This window comes from Dokdonella sp. (assembly GCF_051958935.1).
GTDB lineage: Bacteria > Pseudomonadota > Gammaproteobacteria > Xanthomonadales > Rhodanobacteraceae > Dokdonella_A.
Genome location: NZ_JBQCFP010000150.1, coordinates 1 through 18362, shown reverse-complemented (window position 1 = coordinate 18362; position 18362 = coordinate 1). Strand labels below are relative to the sequence as shown.

Genomic DNA, 18362 nt, shown 5'->3' with positions numbered 1-18362 from the left:
CCGCGGGCCGCCCACCCAACCGCACGCGAGCCACGCTCCCGTGGCCTCCCCGATCCGCCCCGGGGCGGGGCGCGCGGGCCCCCGCCGCGGCGACTTGCGTCAGGGCGTGTGATTGCTCTGCACGGTGACTTTGCAGATGTTGCCGCTGCAGTCGCTGCTCGTCTGCGCCGGGTTCGTGGCCTTGATGTTGATGTAGTAGCTCTGCCCCGGCGTGATCACGCATCCGTTCGTCTGCGTCGCCGTCGGCAGCTTCCACTTGCCGGCGATCTGGCCGCCGGTCGTACCGGTGGTGAGGCAGATCGACGTGGTCGGCGAGAAATCGCCGCAGGTGGGGCTGATCGCGACGGTGAGAGCCGGGCCAGGATAGGTTTCGCCGTGCGTGATGATGCCGCTCATCACCGGATCGAGGCCAGTAAGGGGCACGTCGATCTTGGCGGCGATGTACTTGGTCTTGTCCAGGTTCTTGAAGACCGCGAATTCCTGGTAGCCCGGAAACGCGATCATCGGACCGCCTGCTGCGTTGCGACCCCAGATCGAGGTGAACTGGGTGACGTCGGCGCCTGCGGCGCAGCTGCTGCCGAGGCCGTAGCTGTAGCAGACGTCCGCGGTCGTCTGGCGGCCTGCGGGGCAACCGCCGGTATCACCCGTCACGGTCAATGCGAGCGGCGCGCTCGACACCGAGCCTTGCGCGTTCGAACAGGTCATGCCGAGCGTGTAGCCGCCGGCGACCGACGCGGTCACGGTGCGCGGCGACGCGGTCGTCGTCACGTCGGTCCAGCCCGGCAGGTTCACCGACGAACCGTCGAGGGACGCGGTGCCCGTGCAGGACGTTGCGCCGGTGACGTTCCAGCTGACGGAGAACGGAATATTGATCGTCGCGGGATTCGCCGACGGGGTCAGCGCGAAATTCGCCGGCTGCGGCGGCTGCTGCGGCGCGGTGGCCGTGCCGCCGCCCTGCGCGTAGCCCGTCGAATTGGTGCAGGTGACGCTCATCGAGTAGTTGCCGGCCGCGGGCACGGTAACACCATTGACCGGGTGCGAGCCCGCACAGGCTGCTCCCGTACACGCCACGGTACCGGTCGGCCAGTTGGTCAGGCCCGTGCTTCCGCCAAATACGCACTGGGTCGCGGCGGCTGCAGCCGACCACGTCACGTTGAACGGCGTGCCGGCGACGATGGTGGACGGCACGCCGGAGATGGCCGCCGCAAAGTCGGACGGGGCCGCCCCGCAGCCGGCACCCGTCAGGGTGACGCCGGTGGCCGCCAGATTGGTACTGCCGGGCACCAGGCTCAAGCCTTGGGCATCGGTTACGGCCGTGCAATTGGTCTGCTGGGTGGTGGTGAGGTTGATGGTCACCTGGGCGCCGGCGAACGGCGCAGCCGCGAAGGAGGCGGCGAACAGCAGGAAGCCAAACGAGCGTAGCGAAGTGCGATGCATGGGATTTTTCCGACAGCGAATGGGGCGCGCGCAGCATTCTAGAACGTGCGCCGCTGCAGTTCCATCAAACTGCCGTTAAATGGATGAAAGAATTGGTCTCCACGCCGCCCTTTCGGTGGATTTCTGCAAAAAAGACGGGCCTGCCGGCGGCCAAAAAAGAAGGGGCCTTGCGGCCCCCTCCTGTATTGCTTCGACAGCAGCCTCGATTACGAGCAGGCCAGACCGCCGTTGGTGCAGCTCCGGCTGGCGCGGTGACGGTAGACACCGCTGTAGTTCGCCAGCTTGCCCGGGGCGGCGTTCGCATTGATCACGTTGATCGCTTCGAAGCCGGTGACCGGCAGACCCGACAGGACCGCGCCGTTGCCGGCCGGACGCATCGCATGACCGCCGTCGCCGGAAGCCAGGTCGAGGCGCAGCCAGCCCGAATCGCCGAACGGCGGGATGTTCGACACGAGGTGCGAACCGAACACGCCCGAGACTTCACCCGCATCCGGATTGGACGAGGCGAGGAAGCTGATCGCGTTGACTTCCCACGGCAGCGAGGACGGATGACCCACGCTCGGCGGCGAGAAGTCGTCCGGCGTCGTGATCGTGCCTTCTTCCTGGTCGAACATGTTGATGCCGACTTCCATGTTCGACTGGCCGTCGACGGTCTCGCCGAAGGTCTCGGCGAACGGCTGGACGACCGTGGCGCCGACGTAGAACGGATCGACGTAGAAGCGCTTGGTCGGGAACGTGAGGATCCAGTCCGTCGCGGCGCCGATGTTGGCGTTCGTCAGCCACTCGTTGTACACCGCATCCGATTCGAACACGGCGCTGACCGCGTCGATCGAATCCGGGTAGTCGAGGGTGAGGAGGACGCCCGAGTCGAACACGTAGGCAACCGCACCGTTGGCGTAAGCCGACGTGGCGCTGTTCGCCTGCTGCAGCGACGGGGTCAGGCCCTGCGAGCCCGAGAACAGGATCTGCGAGCTGAAGCCGTCGATCGCATCGGCGGTGTAGGAGAAGAACGTGCCTTCGTCGACGTTGACGATCGAGCCCGCGCCGAACAGGCCGCCCGCCGGAGGCAGGAGGTACTGGCCGGCACTGTTGCCGATGGCGCTGGCCGTGCACGACGGCGTACCGCCGTTCGGCTGGCCGTTCTGCACGTGCGTCGTCGCCGCATCGAGCGGGCTGCCCGGGTTGATCTCGCCCATTTCGATCAGCTCGACGTAACCTTCACGCGTACGCGTGATGTCCGTCGGGCCACCGTCGGCCGGGAACACGCTGCCGCCCGCATAGGCGGACGCGCGGAACGGCTCGCCCGACGCGCTGATCGGCGGGTAGGTGCAGCTCTTGTCCGTGGTGAACACGGCGGCACCGCCGTCCTCGGAGACCTGGCTGACGCGCGCGGTCCAGACGTCGTTCGGCGACAGGTACAGGTTGAAGTCGAGCACTTCGCGGCTGTTGTAGCCTTCGAGGAAGCGCACCTTCACGGCCTTGCCGATATCCGTCGTGTTGACCACGGAGAACAGGCTGTCCTGGCCCTTGTTCACCGTGTAGTACGGATAGATAAGAACCTGGCCGAGACCGTCCGGATTCAGGTCGACGGCATTCGCCAGGCCCGCGAAGCCAGCGACGCCGGCGATACCGGCGACGACAGCAGTCGTCAAGCTGTTTCTCTTCATCGCAACACTCCTAAATTTGACCACAGGGCTTTTTGCTTTACCGCCGACCCCGCTCCGACAGCCACGTGCCCTGTGAGGGCATGGGCAGGGTCAGGCAACAGCGCGGCCATGTTAAGACAAAGGAAAGGGTCGTGCAATCCCTTCGATGGAAGTCCGAACATGCCCGCGAATTCAATTACTTAGGCAGGAAATACCAGTCGCCTTGCGAGTAGATCCAGGTCTCGGATTGGGTACTGGTCGATTCCATCATGCGCCCCCCCATGCCCGGCGCAGCGACCGAGTAGGTCACGTCGATTTGCACCTTGCAACGCTCCGCCTCGCAGGTCTTCTCTTTGAATTTCCCGCCCTTCCACTGCACCGGGCGATTGTTCATCGCCGCCGCGTAGGCTTCTCGCGTCTGCGTCGCTCGAAAGCCCGGCGTCAGGTAGTCGTACGCTTTCTCGGCTTCATGTGCGGCGAGGAAATTCCAGCGCTCGACCGCGCGGCGGTCGACGTTGTCCGGATTCGCCTTGTCGGTGCAGCCCGCGAGTGCGACGAGCGCACACGCGGCGAGCAACGCGGATTTGGGCGACAGTTGATCAATGGTCACGTGGCGACTCCTCGTTGAGCTCGTCGCGCGGCGGTGGTGCGTCCTGCGCAGGATAGGTGCGGGCCGGCGCCGGTTCAGGCGCGGGTGCCGGCGCGGCTTGCATGTTGCTCGTACGTAGCGGTGTGAGCGATTCGAACTGGCGGCTGTAGTCTTCGGTGACTTGGCGCGCATCGTCGCTGCTCGCGATCACGCGCGGCGTGATCAGCACGATCAGTTCCGTGCGCTGCTTGTCGTGGCTCGTGTTGCCGAACAGATTGCCGATCACGGGAATGCGGCCGAGCAGCGGCACGTGCGTATCGGTCGTGTTGTCGATGTCGCGGATCAGGCCGCCGAGCATGACGGTCTGACCACTCTGCACCGCGATCTGCGTCTGCAGCTGGCGCTGCTCGATCGCCGGATTGGAACCGGAGTCGGATCGGTAGCCCGCCGGCGGATTGCTCACTTCCTGCTGCACGTCGATGTAGACGAGGCCGCCCGGATTCACGCGCGGCGTGACCGAAAGCTGCACGCCGGTATTGAGGTACTGCACGCTGTTGTAGCCGGTGCCCGTCGTTCCACCGACACCGTTGAGGCCGATCACCGAAGTCTGCGTGACCGGCAGCTGGCTGCCGACGTTGATCTGCGCTTCCTGGTTGTTGAGCACGACCAGCGAAGGCGCCGAAAGGGTCTTCGCCTGCCCTTCCTTCTCGAGCGCGTTGATCGCGACTTCGAAATTCTTGCTCAGGAACGAATAGAAGAACCCACCGGTGCTGGTGGGCGCCACGTTGTTCGTTGCGCCGAGCGAGAGGCGGTGGCGATCCCAGCGGTTGCCGGAAAAGTCGATCGGATAGCGCCCGTTCTCCTGCGCCGAACCGGTCGCCGTACCCATGAGGCCATTGAGATACCACTGCACGCCGTACGACAAACCTCCGGTAAGCCCCACCTCGAGGATGCGCGCTTCGATCTGCACCTGCAGCGGCTGCACGTCGAGCTTGCGGATCGCAGCCTGGATCTGCTCCCACTCGACCGGCTGCGCCATGATCATCAGCTGGTTGTTTTCCTCGATCGCGGAGATGCGGATGTCGGTTTCCTTCTTGCCGCCCGTCGCGCCGGGCGCGGCGGCCGGCGAGGACACCGGCGCCGCCTTCTCTTCCTTCGCCTGCGGTCGCAGCGAATTCTGGTAGTTCATCGAACCACCGGCGCCACCGATCCCCCCGATCGTCATCGGGCGCAGGCCCTGGCCGACGCGGCCCGAACTGCTGCTGTGCGACGTCCCCGCCGTGCCTAGGAAGATCTGGCTGAGGTAGTCGGCGATGTCGGCGGCCTTGAGGTTCTTGACGTTGTAGATGTAGAGCTGCGTGGAGTTCTCCGCGCCGCCACGGTCGAGGCGGTACAGCCACTCTTCCGCCTGCTTGAGGTATTCGGGCTGCGGCGTGATCACGATCATCGAGTTGGTCTGCTCGATCGGCATGAAGCGGAACATGCCGGCGAGCGGCGACTCGCCCTTCGCGCCGAACAGCGCGTCGAGATCGGGCATGAGCTTGGCGACTTCGACGTGCTGCATCGCGAACACGCCGATCGACATGCCCTTCATCCAGTCGATGTCGAACGTGTCGATCGTGCGCTGGTAGTTGTCGAGCTCGGCCGGGTTGCCGGCGAGCACGAGCAGGCTGCGGTTCGGATCGACGCTGACGAAGGCGTCGGGCTTGGCGTACGGCTTGAGCAGCTTGGCCATCTCGCTCGGCGATACGTACTTGAGCGGATAGATGCGCAGCGCGTAGCCGGGCTGCTGCGTCGCGCCGACGCGCGGCGTGAGCTTGCCGGCGATTGCGTCCTTGGACTGCAGCACCGTGTAGCGGCCGCCTTCGCGCACCATCGCATTGCCGGTCCACGACAGGAGCATTTCGAGCACCGCCATCGCGTCCTCGCGACGGATCGGCCGGGAGGTCGAGTAGGTGACGTTGCCGCCGACGTTCGGCGCGATCGTGTAGTTCTCCTGCAGCATGTCGCCGAGGATCGCCTTGACCACCGCCTGGATCGGCTGGTTCTCGAAATTGAACGTGACCTGCCCCTCGCCGCCGCTGCCCGCCGACGGCGCCGGCTGCTTCTTGAAGAACTGCGCGGTGCCGACTTCGATCTCCGGTTTCGGCGGCGGGCGATCGGACCGCGCCTCGGGCGAGATCGCGATGCCACTGACGCCGTCGTCGGTCGGCAGCGGCGCCGCGGGCTTGAGGATCGTCTCGGCGGTGAGGATGTCGCCGCCCGTGCGCTTGGTGGTTTTCGGCCCCGGCGTGGCGCAGCCGCCCAGCAGCGCGAGGCCGAGGCTCAGCAGGAGGATGGTCAGTCGGGATCGCACGTGTCTCACTCCGTCACTTTTTCGGTGGCGCGGGTTTGCTGCCGTTGCGCAGGCGTTCCGCATCTTCGCGCATCTGCTTGCGCCGCTCCTCGATGCGGCGCGCCAGGTCCTGGCTCGCATCGCCCTTGGCGTCCGGCTTGGCGGCACCGGCCTTGTCGGGCGGGCGATTGCCCGGCGCCGGCCGGTTGCCGGCGGGCCGTTTCGCCCCAGCGCCCTGGCTCGGCGCCAGCGCCGTTTCGAGTTCGACCTCGGTCGTTTCGTTCGCGGCGTTCCTGAACACCGCGCCGCGCGGCTTGACCTCGACCAGCGTCCAGCTCGCCTGTTCGCCTTCGAGCGGCATTCCGACCTTCAGCGCGACCGCTTGGTTCCGCGCCTTGTCCTGGAACATGGCCACGCGCACGTGGTTCGCCTCGTCGAGGATCACGCCGGTCAGCGCGATGTTGAGCGGGCTCGGCGGCTCGACCGCCTCGGCCCCTGCGGTCGCGTCGACCGGCGTCGGCTGGCGGTCCTCGTTGAACAGCGGATGCTGTTCGACCGCGGCAAAGGCCGACGCGGGCGGCATCTGCAGCGACTGCTTGTCGATGCCGGCGAGCGGCGCATGCTCCTCCAGCGGCTCGCCATCCGGCGCCCACGAGTAGCCACGGCCGAAACCGGCGTACTGCAGCACCGCGACCAACGCGAGCACGCCGCAGATGCCGGCGAGCACATGGGTAATCAGGCGGGCGACGCGGACGTTCATTTGACCTTGCCCGGCTGGCGCAGGTAGCCGTTGACGTTGAAGCGCACGTCGAGCGGGACCGGCGCGACCTTCGCGCCCGGCGGCGTGTAGGTCTGCTGCTTGTAGATCATGACTTGGTCGATGAACAGGTACGGCTTGCCGTTCTCGAGGTCGTACAGGATCGCCGCGAGCGGCTCGAGGTCGCACTTCAGCCGCGCCTGCACGGTCACGCGCTTGTACAGCTCCTCTTCGCCTCCGGTGTAGCTCTGCGTGCTCACGGTCTGGCAGCGGCTCTCGTTCTTGGCGTGCTCGCCCATAGCGGCCTTGAGGCGCTGGATCAGCGCCGCCGAAGCCGCGTTGACGTCCGTCTCGGACAGGAACGCCTGGTTGCCCTGTTCGTAGGCGCGCACTTCGGCGAGACGTTTCTCGATGTCGGGCTTTTCGGCGATCGTCTGGCGGAAACGCAACTGCTGCTCGCGCAGGTCCTGCATGTCGCTCGAATACTGCAGGTGCGGGGCGACGAACCACCAGTGGATGCCGACCAGGTAGACCAGCATCAACACGATGAGGAGCAGCACGACCGCGAGGAAGCGCCCGTCCTTCGGCTGGAATCGGCTCGGCGTCACTGCTTCTTCTCCGCGTCGCCCTTGGCCGCGCTCCGGTCCGGTGGCTCGACCGGCGCCGCCGGCTTCACGGCGCCGGCGGACGGAACAACCTTGCGCGCGTCGGCCTTCGGCGCGGCCGCCTTCTTCGACTCCTCGCGCACGCCGGCGGCGGCCTTGCCGGGCGCGGGTGCCGGTTTCTCGCCATCACCCGCGTCCTTCGGCTGCGGCGTGGCCGCCGTCTTCATCGGGGGCTTCGCCGGGGCCTTCGCCTGGGTCTGCGGCCCGCATTCCTTGAGGTCCGCGGTGATCTGGAAACGCTCCTTGCCGGTGCGCGCGTCGGGCTGCACCTGGCCTTGGAAGCCGGGATTGCCGAGGCACGGCGACGCCCCGAGCAGCGCGATCAGCTTGGCCGCCTCGTTCGCCTGCCCCTGCAATTGCACCTGCTTGTTCTCGATCTGCAGGCGCTCGAGGTAGGTGTCTTCAGGCAAGCGGCGCGTGAGGTCGTCGAGCAGGGCGACGGTGAGCGGGCCCTTGCGCTTCTTGTCGGTGAGGAAGTTCGCGCCGCTGATCGAATCGGCGAGCGTCTTGCGCAGCGCCGCGACCTGCTTGGCCTCGTTGCCCGCCTTGTCCACTTCGCCCTGCATCGCTTCGAGCGCGGCTGCGCGATTGGCGAGCGACTCGTCCATGTTGACGACGAGCAGCACGAGCGCGAGCACGGCGAGGCCGAGGTTGAGCGGCAGGCGCATGTCGCGCCGACGCGTGCGCCGTTCCGGCGGCAGGAGGTTGGTCCCGCGGCGGCCGACGCCGGCGGCGGTGTTCCAGCTGTCGACCGCGTCGAGCTCCGCGGCCGCCGCCGGCAACGCGGCCAGTTCCTGGTCGAGCTGTGCACGCGGGATCAGCACGAGTTCGACCTGGACGTTTCGTCCGCTCGCGTCGTGGCCGAGCACGCGGCTGTCGAAATAGACCTGGTCGGCCTTGAACGGCGTCTGCCGATCCATCTCGAACGACAGCACCTGGCGCAGGTTCTCGGTCGCCGCAGCCGGCAGGCTCAGCACGCGCGTGAGCACGCGTGAAGCCGGGATGCAGAACACCGTGCGCACCTGCGGATCCTCGATCGCCGCGCGCAAGCGGCGGAATTCCGCTTCCTGTTCTTCGGCCGGCAGGTCGCGGCGGATGCGCGCGTACTCGGACAAAGAGTCGCCCTTCTCGCGCCGGACGACGAGTTCGTCGCCTTCGACGGCGAGCAACAGCGATTCGGACCGTTCGGACAGCACGGCGCGCCAGCGCGCCGGCAGGCACGCGAGCAGTTCACGTCCCCACCAGGCGAAGAAGCCCGGCAGCGGCGTCTTGGCAAGGCGCGTCCGCAGACGCGCCAGTTGTCTGTCGAGAGTCGGGTTCACGGCTTCAGGAAGTTTCCCCATCACGCCAGCGCAGAATCACGTAGGGCCGGCCGGCCGGATTGATTCCGCCCATGCGGATGGTCGCATCCAGGGTCGTGCTCGCGCCATTGGGCAGCTTCGCACGGGACTTGACACTATACGTGAGCCCTCCGCCGCTCGCTACGCCCGACAAGGTCACGTCGCAGATCGTCTGCGGGGCCAGGGGTTCGCCCGGCTGCATGGCCTGCTGCGCCGCCACGATCTGCTCGGCGCATTCGGGCGTCATGCCGTCCTGGGCGAGGATCGCGTCGTAGACGGCGAAGCCGAGGTCCGGCGCGGTGCGGCCCGAGTAAATCGTGAGGGCCGGCTCGAGCTTCGTGTACAGCTCGTAGTTCATGCCGAGCACCTGCTGCAGCTCGGAAATGGTATCGAACGGCGCATTGCGCGGGCCGTAGGAGAGTCCGGCCGCCTTGTACTCGGCGATCTCCGCGCCGTTCAGGCGCGACTCGTCGTCGGGGTCGACCCAGTCCGCGACCGCGTCGGCGAGGGCCTGCGCCTGCTCGAGCGGGACGCCATGCGAGGTGAACAAGCGCTCGAGCATCTTGGGATCGCCGTTCGCGATCGCGTTGAGATCGAGCTTGCCCGAATCGTCGTTGATGCGGACCTCGATTTCGGCATCGCCGTAGCCGAACACATAGGGCCTGCCGTCGCCGACCCAGCGCTGCAGCGGATCGTTCTTGCGCAATTCGTAGACGGCCAGGTTGAGGCCCGCCTCGGCGGCGTAGCGCGCCTGCGCGGTGTCGAACAGATGACGCGCCTGCAGGTTCTCGGTGCGCGCGACCATCGCGAAGCTGCCGAGCAGGATCGACAGCATCGCGATCACCCACAGCACGAGCAGGAATGCGATGCCGCGCTGCCGTGCGCGCCGACGACGACCGCCGATGCGCAGCCGCGCGCTCACTGCCCCTGCCCCGGCTTCAGCAGGCCCTTCGACTGGAACGGCTGCTGCCGCCGCGCGGAGCCGGCGTCCAGCATGAGCGGGATGTCCATCACCGGGAATTCCACGCGCGCCTCCGGTCGCATGCGCACGACGATGCGCACCATCACCGGCGTGATGCCGGGATCCTCCCAGTCGTCGGACCAGTCGGTGAGTTCGCCATTCTCGTCGAGCGTGCGGAATTCGAAATGTCCCTCGTCGATCTGGTCGAGCAGCAGCGATGGCTCGTTGCCGGATTTCGCATCGAGATCGAAGCCGTTGAGCATGTCGTTGGTGAACAGCAGTTGGCGTCCGTTCCGCCCCCCCTTGAACACGAGCGTCTGCACGTACGGACCGCCCTTGGACAGGTAGCCCGGCATCGGCGCGACGAAACGGATGAAGTCGTGCCGCCCCTCGAAGACGAGATTGGAGTTGCTGCCCTCGTCGCGCGCGAACGGCAGCGGCATGATGCGGCTGATCTGGTGGCGCATGAACTCCTGCGCGACGCGCATCCGGTTGGTGCGGTCGATCGCGCTCTCGCCCGAATGCATCGCATGCACGGACGTGCGGATCGCGCCGTAGCTGCCTGCGAGCAGCAACGCGAGCAGCATGATCGCGAGCATCACCTCGAGCAGGGTGAAACCGCCAGCGGCCGCACGCTTCATTGCGCGCTCCGGTTGCGCGAGGACATGCCGGACATGCCCTGCGGGCGATTCGGATCGGGATTGACCGCGCGCAACGTGCCGAAATGCGCGGTGCGTGGCGCCGTACCCACGCGGCCGCCCCACGAGACGATGAGGTCGACCTGGTAGAGGTCGAACGGCGACATGTCGATCGTGCCGCCGTTGCCGGCTTGGGACGCCGCTATCGTCGCGGGGGGCTGCCCGCGCCCCTGCGCCTGCGCGCCGGCCGCCGGCACCGGCTGCTGCGGCGGCGGCTCGACCGCGCTCGGGTCGACCTGCCTGATGTCGAGGTCCCAGCTGTACACGTCGTCGAAGCGGCCGCTACTGTGGCCTTCCTCGACCGGCTCGCCGACGCCGACGACGTCGAGCTTGGATTGTGCCCACAACGCCGCCATCGTGTAGTCGGACGACATGCGCGTGTTGCGGATGGATGCGGCGAGCACCGACATCAGCACGCCGATCGCGATCGCGAACACGAGGAACGCGGCGATCATCTCGATCAGGCTGAAGCCGCGCATGCGGGCGCGGTCGGCAAGGGGGCGGCGTGCGTGGGTCATCGTGCAGATCGGACAGCGCGTTCGCGGTGGAGTTCGCGCATGCCTCTCATTCGGGCTTCTCGTCGAGCGCGATCTCGCCGGTGAGCCAGGCGACATTGATGCGCCATTCGCGCTGCCCGAGCAGCACCGAGATGTGGCCGCCGGTGGAGCTGCCGTCGGGGAAGAAGCGGATGCCGCCGCTGTGTGCGCCGGTCTGCTCGATGTCCGCGGTCGTCAGCTGCAGCGTCATGTCCGCGGGCAGCTTCTTCGTTCCCTTGCCGGGCGCGACATAGGAGTTGTTCTCGAGATCGAGCACGAGCGCCTGCGACTTCCCCTTCACGATCGCCTGCCCGCGCGTGTAACGCAGCGCGGCGACGAGATCGCGGCTCGCCGCGCGCACCTTGGCCGCCTGAAGGCTCTTGGAAAAACCGACCGAGACGATCGTGAGCGCGATCGCGAGCAGCAGGATCACGGCCATCAGCTCGATGAGCGTGAAGCCCTTCGCGCGCGCGAATGATGGGGAATGGGGAATGGGGAATGGGAAATGGGGAAAGACCGGGCGCAGCGGAGTGCCGCGCCCGGACCATTCCCTATTCCCCATTCCCGATTCCCTGCTCGTCATTGCCAGTTGCCGTAATCCGCATTCGCGCCGTCGCCGCCGGCCTGGCCATCCTTGCCGAGGAACACGATGTCGTAGTCGCCGTGTTCGCCCGGCGACTTGTACTGGTAGGCGTGGCCGAACGGATCCTTGAGGTCCGACGCTTTCGCGTACGGCCCCTGCCAGTTCTGCGCGTTGCCCGGCTTGGTCACGAGATCCTCGAGGCGCGCGGGCGCCGAACCGTTGTCGAGCGAGTACGAGTCGACCGAGCCGGAGAGCTTGCCGACCGCGGCCTTGCCCGCGCCCCACTTGCCCTTGTCGACGTTCTTGCCGACCTGGTTGACGACGATGCCGGCGACGATGCCGATCAGCACGATGACGGCGAGCATCTCGATGAGGCTGAAGCCGCGCGAACGCGAAATGGTCTTGCGATGCGATTGCATGTTCATGGTCGATGGGCCCTCTGTGGTTCGCGTGGTTCGGATTCGGCCGTCAGCGCACTGCGCCGGCGATGTTCATGATCGGCATGACGATCGCGAGCATGATCAATGCGACGATCACGGTCATGACGATCGTCGTCGCCGGCACGAGCGCGGCGAGCAGGCGGTCGAGCGTGTTCTTCACTTCGATGTCGAACGTGTCGGCGACCTTCATCAGCATCGTGTCGAGCTCGCCCGATTCCTCGCCGACGCTGATCATCTGCAGCGCGAGCTTGGGAAAGCGCTTGGACTGGGCGAGCGCGTAGCCGAGGCCGCCGCCGGTCTTGACGTCCTCCGCCGCCGCGCCGACCGATTCGGCCAGCGCGGTATTGGTCATGACGTTGCGCGCGACCGACAGGCCCGCGAGCAGCGGCACGCCGTTCTTGAGCAGCGTGCCGAGCGTGCGCGCGAGGCGCGCGGTTTCGACCTTGCGCACGATGTCGCCGACGACGCGCATGCCGAGCAGGCGTTCGTCGATGCGCAATCGGGCGGGCGGATCGGACATCTGCCGGCGCAGCCAGCCGGCGGTGAGCACGATCGCGACGAGGATCAGCCACCAGAAACTCTGCAGCGCCGAACCTACCGCGAGCACGACGCGAGTGATCAGCGGCATCTCGATGTTCATGTCCTCGAACATCGGCGCGAACTGCGGTACCACGTAGACGAGCAGCACCATCAGCGACACGAGCACCATGCCGACGAGGAACGCCGGATAGATCATCGCGTTGATCACGCTGCTCTTGAGGTTGGCGCTGCGTTCGAGGTAGTCGGCTAGGCGCGCGAGCGTATCGTCGAGCGAGCCGCCCGCCTCGCCCGCGCGCACCATGTTGACGTACAGGCGCGAGAAGCTGCCGTGCTCGGCTTCGAGCGCGTCCGACAGCGGCGTGCCTCCGCGCACCTGGTCGCGCACGCGCTCGAGCATGCGCTTGGCCTTTTCGCTCTCCGGCAGGTCGAGCAGGATCTGCAGCGCGCGATCGAGCGGCTGGCCCGCGCCGAGCAGGGTCGCGAGCTGCTGGGTGAACTGCACGACCTGCGCTTCGCGCAACGTCGCGCGCTTGAACAGCGCGGCGAACAGGCTGGCCGAGTCACCGCTGTCGGCCTCGCGCACCTCGAGCGGAATATTGCCCGCGTCCTGCAGCTTGCCGATCACCTCGTCGCGCGTACCGAGGTCGAACTGCCCTTCGAGTGTTTCGCCGGAGGGCGTGACGGCCTTGTAGTAGAAGAGAGTCATGGGGCCGGGGTTGGAGGTTGGGAATGAGTGATCCGGCAAGGCGGAAAACGAGCCGACGGATCCACGAGCGCTGAATGCGCTGGACCCGGATCACGAATCACGAATCCCGGTCTCATCAGCCTTCCGACGAGGTCACGCGCAGGACTTCCTCGATGGTCGTGTGGCCTTGCAGCGACTTGACCAGGCCGTCCTCGAACATCGTGCGCATGCCTTCCTTGCGCGCCTGCTCCTCGATCTCGCCCATGCCGGCGTGCTGCATGATGAGGCGGCGCAACGCGTCGGACATCACGAGGAATTCCATGATCGTGGTACGGCCGAAATAGCCGGTCGGGTTCGCCGCGCTCGAACCCGGCTTGTAGAGCCTGATAGGGCGTTCGTCGGTGAAGGTATCGAGCTTGTATTCGCGCACCACCTCGGGCATCGCCTCGTACGGCGTCGCGACGGCCTTGTCGAGCCGGCGCACGAGGCGCTGCGCGAGGATGCCGTTGACGGTCGAGGTGAGCAGGTAGTCCTCCACGCCCATGTCGAGCATGCGCGTGATGCCGCCCGCGGCATTGTTCGTGTGCAGCGTCGACAGCACCAGGTGTCCGGTCAGCGCGGACTGGATCGCGATCTTCGCGGTTTCCAGGTCGCGCATTTCGCCGATCATGATGATGTCCGGGTCCTGGCGGACGATCGAACGCAGCGCATGCGAGAAATCGAGGCCGATCTGCGGCTTGGCCTGGATCTGGTTGATGCCCTCGATCTGGTATTCGACCGGGTCTTCGACCGTGATGATCTTGACGTCGGCGGTATTGAGCTGGCTCAGCGCCGTGTACAGCGTGGTCGTCTTGCCCGATCCGGTCGGGCCGGTCACGAGCATGATGCCGTGCGGAAGTTCCAGCACGTTGAGGAACTTCTGCAGGAACTGGTCGGTGAAGCCGAGCGTCTTGAAATCGAACACGACGGCTTCGCGATCGAGGATACGCATGACCACCGATTCGCCGTGCGCGGTCGGCACGGTCGACACGCGCAGGTCGAGTTCCTTGCCCTGCACGCGGATCATGATGCGTCCGTCCTGCGGCAGCCGGCGCTCGGCGATGTTGAGCTTGGCCATGATCTTGATGCGCGAGATCACCGCGGCGGTCGACGCGGCCGGCGGCGACTCGACCTCGTGCAGCACGCCGTCGATGCGGTAGCGCACCTTGAGGCGGTTCTCGAACGGCTCGACGTGGATGTCCGACGCGCGCTGCTCGACCGCTCGCTGGATGATCAGGTTGACGAGGCGGATCACCGGCGCTTCCGAGGCGAGGTCGCGCAGGTGCTCGATGTCGTCCTCGCTGCGATTGTTCTCGTCGGTGAGGTTCTCGACGATCGTGCCCATCGCCGAACGCCCGGAGCCGTAGTAGCGCTCGATGAGGTCGTCGATCTCGCTGCGCAGGCCGATGGTGAGCTTGACGTCGCGCCCGGTGGCGAGCTCGAGCGCCTGGACCGGGAACGGATCGGCCGGATCCGCGACGAGCAGGGTCACGTCGTCTTCGGTCTCGGCGATCGGACAGACGTGATGGTGCTTGAGGAAGCGCACCGAGGTCTGCACGTTCGCCGGTGGCGATTCCGGGAATTCCTTCGCCGACAGCAGCGGCAGCTTGAGCAGTTCCGACACGGCGTCGGCCATCTCGCGCTCGGAAACGAGGCCGAGCCGCGTCAGCAGCGATACGAGGCTGCCGGCGGCGGGGTCCTCCTCGTGCAGGCGGCGGCCACGCGCGAGATCGGTCTCCTTGAGGCGGCCGCGTGCGACCAGGAACTGGCAGATGCGCTCGTCGAGGCTGGGCTCGGCCGCCGGGGCGGCATGTTCAATGAATACGACGGCGGCCATGGTTTCCTGAACGCGAAAAGTCGGACGGGCGGCATTGTTCCATATCCGGCGGCCTCGTCGTGATCCACCGGGTGTCAGGCGCGCCGGGAGAGGCGGGGCCATCGCCCACGCGAACACTCAGACCCCGTCCCTGCGTCCGGGTTCCCGCCCCTGGCCGACGAGGGTCTCGATGAACGCGCGATTCAAGCCGATCCAAAGGGCGACCGGCACGATCGCCGGCAGGATGAGCGTCGCGAACTGGTAGGCGAGCGCGATGGCGTTCGAATCGAGCCCCGCGCGCGCGATCGCCGCCGCACCGCTCGCGCCGGCATCGAAGGCGAGTGTCTTGAGGCTTTCGGCGACGATGCCGAATGCCTGGGCCAGCCAGATCACCGCGAGCGCGAACATGAACTGCACCAGCCGGCGCCCACTCGACAGCGGCGTCGCCATCGCGAGCCCGCCGAACAGCGGCAACGACCACGCGTAGATCATCGGGTTCAGGGTCGGTTCGAGCACGCCCGCGCCGCCCTGCACGACGACGGTGACGCGCGTGCCGAGACTGATCAGGTAGGCCTCGCGTCCGAGCGAGCGGCCCGCCCCGTCGAGCAGTTCACCGCCGAGGCGCACGCTCTCGAACAGGTCGCCCCAATGGCCGAGCAGCACCGGCTTGGCGATCAGCATCGCCGGGAGTACCCACAGCGCCGCCGCCCAAAACCAGATGACGAATGCGAGCGGCAACCACAGCAACGCCTTCAGGCCGAACTCGCGGATCGGCGAGAGCGCCACGATTCAGCCGACCCAGGCGCGCGCATTGCGGAACATGCGCATCCAAGGCGAATCCTCGCCCCACTCGCGCGGGCGCCACGACAGCTGCACGCTGCGCACGACGCGTTCCGGGTGGGGCATGAGGATCGTCACGCGCCCGTCGGCCGCGGTGAAGCCGGCGTTGCCGCCGGCCGAGCCGTTGGAATTGAGCGGAAAACGTTCGGTCGCCTTGCCGTGGTTGTCGACGAAGCGCACGGCCGCGGTGGCCCGGCCGATGTCGGCCGGATCGTCGTAACGCGTGTGGCCTTCGCCGTGCGCGACCGCGACCGGGATGCGCGAGCCGGCCATGCCGGCGAAGAAGATCGACGGTGAATCGAGCACCTCGAGCGTGACGAGGCGCGCTTCGTACTGTTCGCTCGCATTGCGCACGAAGCGCGGCCAATGCGTCGCACCGGGAACGATCGCCTTGAGGTTGGCGAGCATCTGGCAGCCGTTGCACACGCCGAGCGCGAACTTGCCGGAGTCGGCTAAGAACGCCGCGAATTCGTCGCGCAGGCGGGCGTTGTAGAGGATCGACGCCGCCCAGCCGCGACCGGCGCCGAGCACGTCGCCGTAACTGAAGCCGCCGCACGCGGCGAAGCCGCTGAAGCCGGCGAGCGTGTGCCGGCCGCTCGCGAGGTCGCTCATGTGCACGTCGACCGCATCGAAACCGGCGTGCGTGAACGCGGACGCCATCTCGACCTGGCCGTTCACGCCCTGCTCGCGCAGGATCGCCACGCGCGGCCGCGCGCCGCGCGCGATGTACGGCGCGGCGATGTCGTCGGCCGGATCGAAGCAGAGTTTCGGCGTGATGCCGGGATCGCAGTCGTCGATGCGCCATTCGAGCTCGGCGTCCGCGCTGGCGGGGTTGTCGCGCAGGCGCTGCATCGCATGGCTCGTCTCCGACCATGCGCGCATGAGTTCGCGCCATTCGAACTTGGCGAGCGTCTCGCCCTCGAGTTCGAGCCGCACGCGCGGCTTCGCGGTCGGCGCGCCGACGCGGTGCGCGAGCGCTTCGATGCCGTGCGCGGCGAGGATCGCGCGGAACGCGTCGCGGTCGGCGCTGCGCACCTGCACGAGCGCACCGAGTTCCTCGCTGAACAGCGCGGCGATGACGCTGTCGCCCCAGCCGTCGAGGCGCAGATCCAGGCCGCAATGCCCGGCGAACGCCATCTCGAGCAGCGCGACGATCGCGCCACCGTCGCTGCGATCGTGGTAGGCGAGCAGGAGGCCGTCGTGGTTCGCCTGCCCGATCGCCGCGAAGAACGCCTTCAAGCGCGGCGGGTCGTCGAGGTCGGGCGGTGCGCCGCCGCCGCGGTTGAACGCCTGCAGCAGGCTGCTGCCGCCGAGGCGATTGAGGCCGGCGCCGAGGTCGAGCAGCCACAGCTCGCTCTCGCCCGCGTCGAGGCGCAGTTGCGGCGTCAGCGCCTGGCGCACGTCGCGCGTGCGCGCGAACGCGCTCACGATCAACGACACCGGCGACACCGTGCGCTGCTCGCCCGCATCGTCCTGCCAGCGCGTCTGCATCGACAGCGAGTCCTTGCCGACCGGAATCGACACGCCGAGCGCCGGACACAGTTCTTCGCCGACGGCGTGCACGGCGTCGTACAGCGCGGCGTCTTCGCCGTCCTGGCCGACCGCCGCCATCCAGTTCGCCGACAGGCGCACTTCGTCGAGCCTGACGTCGGCCGCGGCGAGATTCGTCAACGCCTCGCCGACCGCCATGCGCGCGCTTGCGGCCGCGTCGAGCAGGGCCAGCGGCGTGCGTTCGCCCATCGCCATCGCCTCACCCGCATAGCCGTCGAAATCGGCCAGCGTGACCGCGCAGTCGGCGACCGGCACCTGCCACGGCCCGACCATCGGATCGCGCGAGCAGAGCCCGCCCACGGTGCGGTCGCCGATCGTGACGAGGAACGACTTGCTGCCCACCGCCGGCAGGCGCAGCACGCGCGCGACCGCATCGGCAAGTGCGATGCCTTCGACGTCGGGCACGACGTCGACGCGCGGCGGGCGACGGCGGGCGTCGCGCTGCATGCGCGGCGGCTTGCCGAACAACACGTCGAGCGGCAGGTCGATCGGCTCGCCGCCGAGCAGGCGGTCGCTCACGCACAGGCGACGTTCGGCGGTGGCGCGGCCGACGACGGCGAACGGGCAACGCTCGCGCACGCAGATCGCCTCGAACGCGGCGAGGTCGGCCGGGCGCACGCCGAGCACGTAGCGCTCCTGCGACTCGTTGCACCATATCTGCATCGGCGACAGCTGCGGATCGTCGCTCGGGATGTCGCGCAATTCGATGCGGCCGCCGACTCCGGAATCGTTGAGGATCTCCGGGATCGCATTCGACAGGCCACCGGCGCCGACATCGTGGATCGACACGATCGGATTGGCGTCGCCGCGCGCCCAGCACGCGTCGATGACTTCCTGACAGCGCCGCTGCATCTCCGGGTTGTCGCGTTGCACCGACGCGAAATCCAGGTCTTCGGCCGAAGCG

At 67.4% G+C, this 18362-nt stretch carries 16 protein-coding genes; all 16 read right to left on the bottom strand.

Annotation, left to right across the window (positions count from 1 at the left end; translation table 11 throughout):
• Positions 1 to 99: 99 nt before the first annotated feature.
• Complete coding sequence (locus ACTHK2_RS14580; protein ID WP_440246440.1) at positions 100 to 1437, bottom strand: hypothetical protein; 1338 nt, start codon at positions 1435 to 1437, stop codon at positions 100 to 102.
• Between the two features lie 206 nt (positions 1438 to 1643).
• Positions 1644 to 3104: a hypothetical protein gene (locus tag ACTHK2_RS14575; RefSeq protein WP_440246439.1), complete on the bottom strand. Its 1461-nt coding sequence runs from the start codon at positions 3102 to 3104 to the stop codon at positions 1644 to 1646.
• A 175-nt stretch (positions 3105 to 3279) separates the two neighbouring features.
• Positions 3280 to 3693, bottom strand: a complete 414-nt coding sequence (locus ACTHK2_RS14570) for a hypothetical protein (RefSeq protein ID WP_440246438.1) — start codon at positions 3691 to 3693, stop codon at positions 3280 to 3282.
• Positions 3683 to 6028, bottom strand: coding sequence for a type II secretion system secretin GspD (gene gspD, locus ACTHK2_RS14565; protein WP_440246437.1), 2346 nt, complete (start codon positions 6026 to 6028; stop codon positions 3683 to 3685). Before gspD ends, ACTHK2_RS14570 begins: the two co-directional genes overlap by 11 nt.
• A 13-nt stretch (positions 6029 to 6041) precedes the next feature.
• Positions 6042 to 6767, bottom strand: coding sequence for a hypothetical protein (locus ACTHK2_RS14560; protein WP_440246436.1), 726 nt, complete (start codon positions 6765 to 6767; stop codon positions 6042 to 6044).
• Entirely contained in the window at positions 6764 to 7372 is a 609-nt protein-coding gene (gspM, locus tag ACTHK2_RS14555) for a type II secretion system protein GspM (RefSeq protein ID WP_440246435.1), read from the bottom strand. The genes ACTHK2_RS14560 and gspM overlap by 4 nt, the downstream gene beginning before the upstream one ends.
• Positions 7369 to 8751 (bottom strand): PilN domain-containing protein, encoded by a 1383-nt coding sequence (locus ACTHK2_RS14550; RefSeq protein ID WP_440246434.1) that lies wholly within the window; start codon positions 8749 to 8751, stop codon positions 7369 to 7371. Before ACTHK2_RS14550 ends, gspM begins: the two co-directional genes overlap by 4 nt.
• Before the next feature lie 4 nt (positions 8752 to 8755).
• On the bottom strand, positions 8756 to 9691 hold the full coding sequence (locus ACTHK2_RS14545; protein WP_440246433.1) for a general secretion pathway protein GspK: 936 nt from the start codon (positions 9689 to 9691) through the stop codon (positions 8756 to 8758).
• Positions 9688 to 10371, bottom strand: coding sequence for a prepilin-type N-terminal cleavage/methylation domain-containing protein (locus tag ACTHK2_RS14540; RefSeq protein WP_440246432.1), 684 nt, complete (start codon positions 10369 to 10371; stop codon positions 9688 to 9690). Before ACTHK2_RS14540 ends, ACTHK2_RS14545 begins: the two co-directional genes overlap by 4 nt.
• On the bottom strand, positions 10368 to 10946 hold the full coding sequence (locus tag ACTHK2_RS14535) for a type IV pilus modification PilV family protein (RefSeq protein ID WP_440246431.1): 579 nt from the start codon (positions 10944 to 10946) through the stop codon (positions 10368 to 10370). Before ACTHK2_RS14535 ends, ACTHK2_RS14540 begins: the two co-directional genes overlap by 4 nt.
• A 46-nt stretch (positions 10947 to 10992) precedes the next feature.
• Positions 10993 to 11457: a GspH/FimT family pseudopilin gene (locus ACTHK2_RS14530; protein WP_440246441.1), complete on the bottom strand. Its 465-nt coding sequence runs from the start codon at positions 11455 to 11457 to the stop codon at positions 10993 to 10995.
• Positions 11458 to 11543: 86 nt separating this feature from the next.
• Entirely contained in the window at positions 11544 to 11972 is a 429-nt protein-coding gene (gene gspG / locus ACTHK2_RS14525; RefSeq protein WP_440246430.1) for a type II secretion system major pseudopilin GspG, read from the bottom strand.
• Positions 11973 to 12015: 43 nt separating this feature from the next.
• Entirely contained in the window at positions 12016 to 13233 is a 1218-nt protein-coding gene (gene gspF / locus ACTHK2_RS14520) for a type II secretion system inner membrane protein GspF (protein WP_440246429.1), read from the bottom strand.
• Positions 13234 to 13348: 115 nt separating this feature from the next.
• Positions 13349 to 15088 carry a type II secretion system ATPase GspE gene (gene gspE / locus ACTHK2_RS14515; protein ID WP_440246428.1) on the bottom strand — a complete coding sequence of 580 codons (1740 nt, stop codon included), beginning with the start codon at positions 15086 to 15088 and terminating at the stop codon, positions 13349 to 13351.
• Between the two features lie 117 nt (positions 15089 to 15205).
• Complete coding sequence (locus tag ACTHK2_RS14510) at positions 15206 to 15853, bottom strand: exosortase H-associated membrane protein (RefSeq protein WP_440246427.1); 648 nt, start codon at positions 15851 to 15853, stop codon at positions 15206 to 15208.
• A gap of 3 nt (positions 15854 to 15856) precedes the next feature.
• Positions 15857 to 18362, bottom strand: a 2506-nt coding sequence (gene purL / locus ACTHK2_RS14505; protein ID WP_440246426.1) for a phosphoribosylformylglycinamidine synthase, incomplete at its 5' end; no start/stop codon positions are given.

Bases quoted from the DNA above. Each gene is read 5' to 3' on its own strand.
- gspE (WP_440246428.1), bottom strand. From the start codon at position 15,088: ATGGCCGCCGTCGTATTCATTGAACATGCCGCCCCGGCGGCCGAGCCC.
- ACTHK2_RS14535 (WP_440246431.1), bottom strand. From the start codon at position 10,946: ATGACCCACGCACGCCGCCCCCTTGCCGACCGCGCCCGCATGCGCGGC.
- ACTHK2_RS14575 (WP_440246439.1), bottom strand. From the start codon at position 3,104: ATGAAGAGAAACAGCTTGACGACTGCTGTCGTCGCCGGTATCGCCGGC.
- ACTHK2_RS14580 (WP_440246440.1), bottom strand. From the start codon at position 1,437: ATGCATCGCACTTCGCTACGCTCGTTTGGCTTCCTGCTGTTCGCCGCC.
- gspF (WP_440246429.1), bottom strand. From the start codon at position 13,233: ATGACTCTCTTCTACTACAAGGCCGTCACGCCCTCCGGCGAAACACTC.
- ACTHK2_RS14540 (WP_440246432.1), bottom strand. From the start codon at position 10,371: ATGAAGCGTGCGGCCGCTGGCGGTTTCACCCTGCTCGAGGTGATGCTC.
- gspG (WP_440246430.1), bottom strand. From the start codon at position 11,972: ATGAACATGCAATCGCATCGCAAGACCATTTCGCGTTCGCGCGGCTTC.
- ACTHK2_RS14560 (WP_440246436.1), bottom strand. From the start codon at position 6,767: ATGAACGTCCGCGTCGCCCGCCTGATTACCCATGTGCTCGCCGGCATC.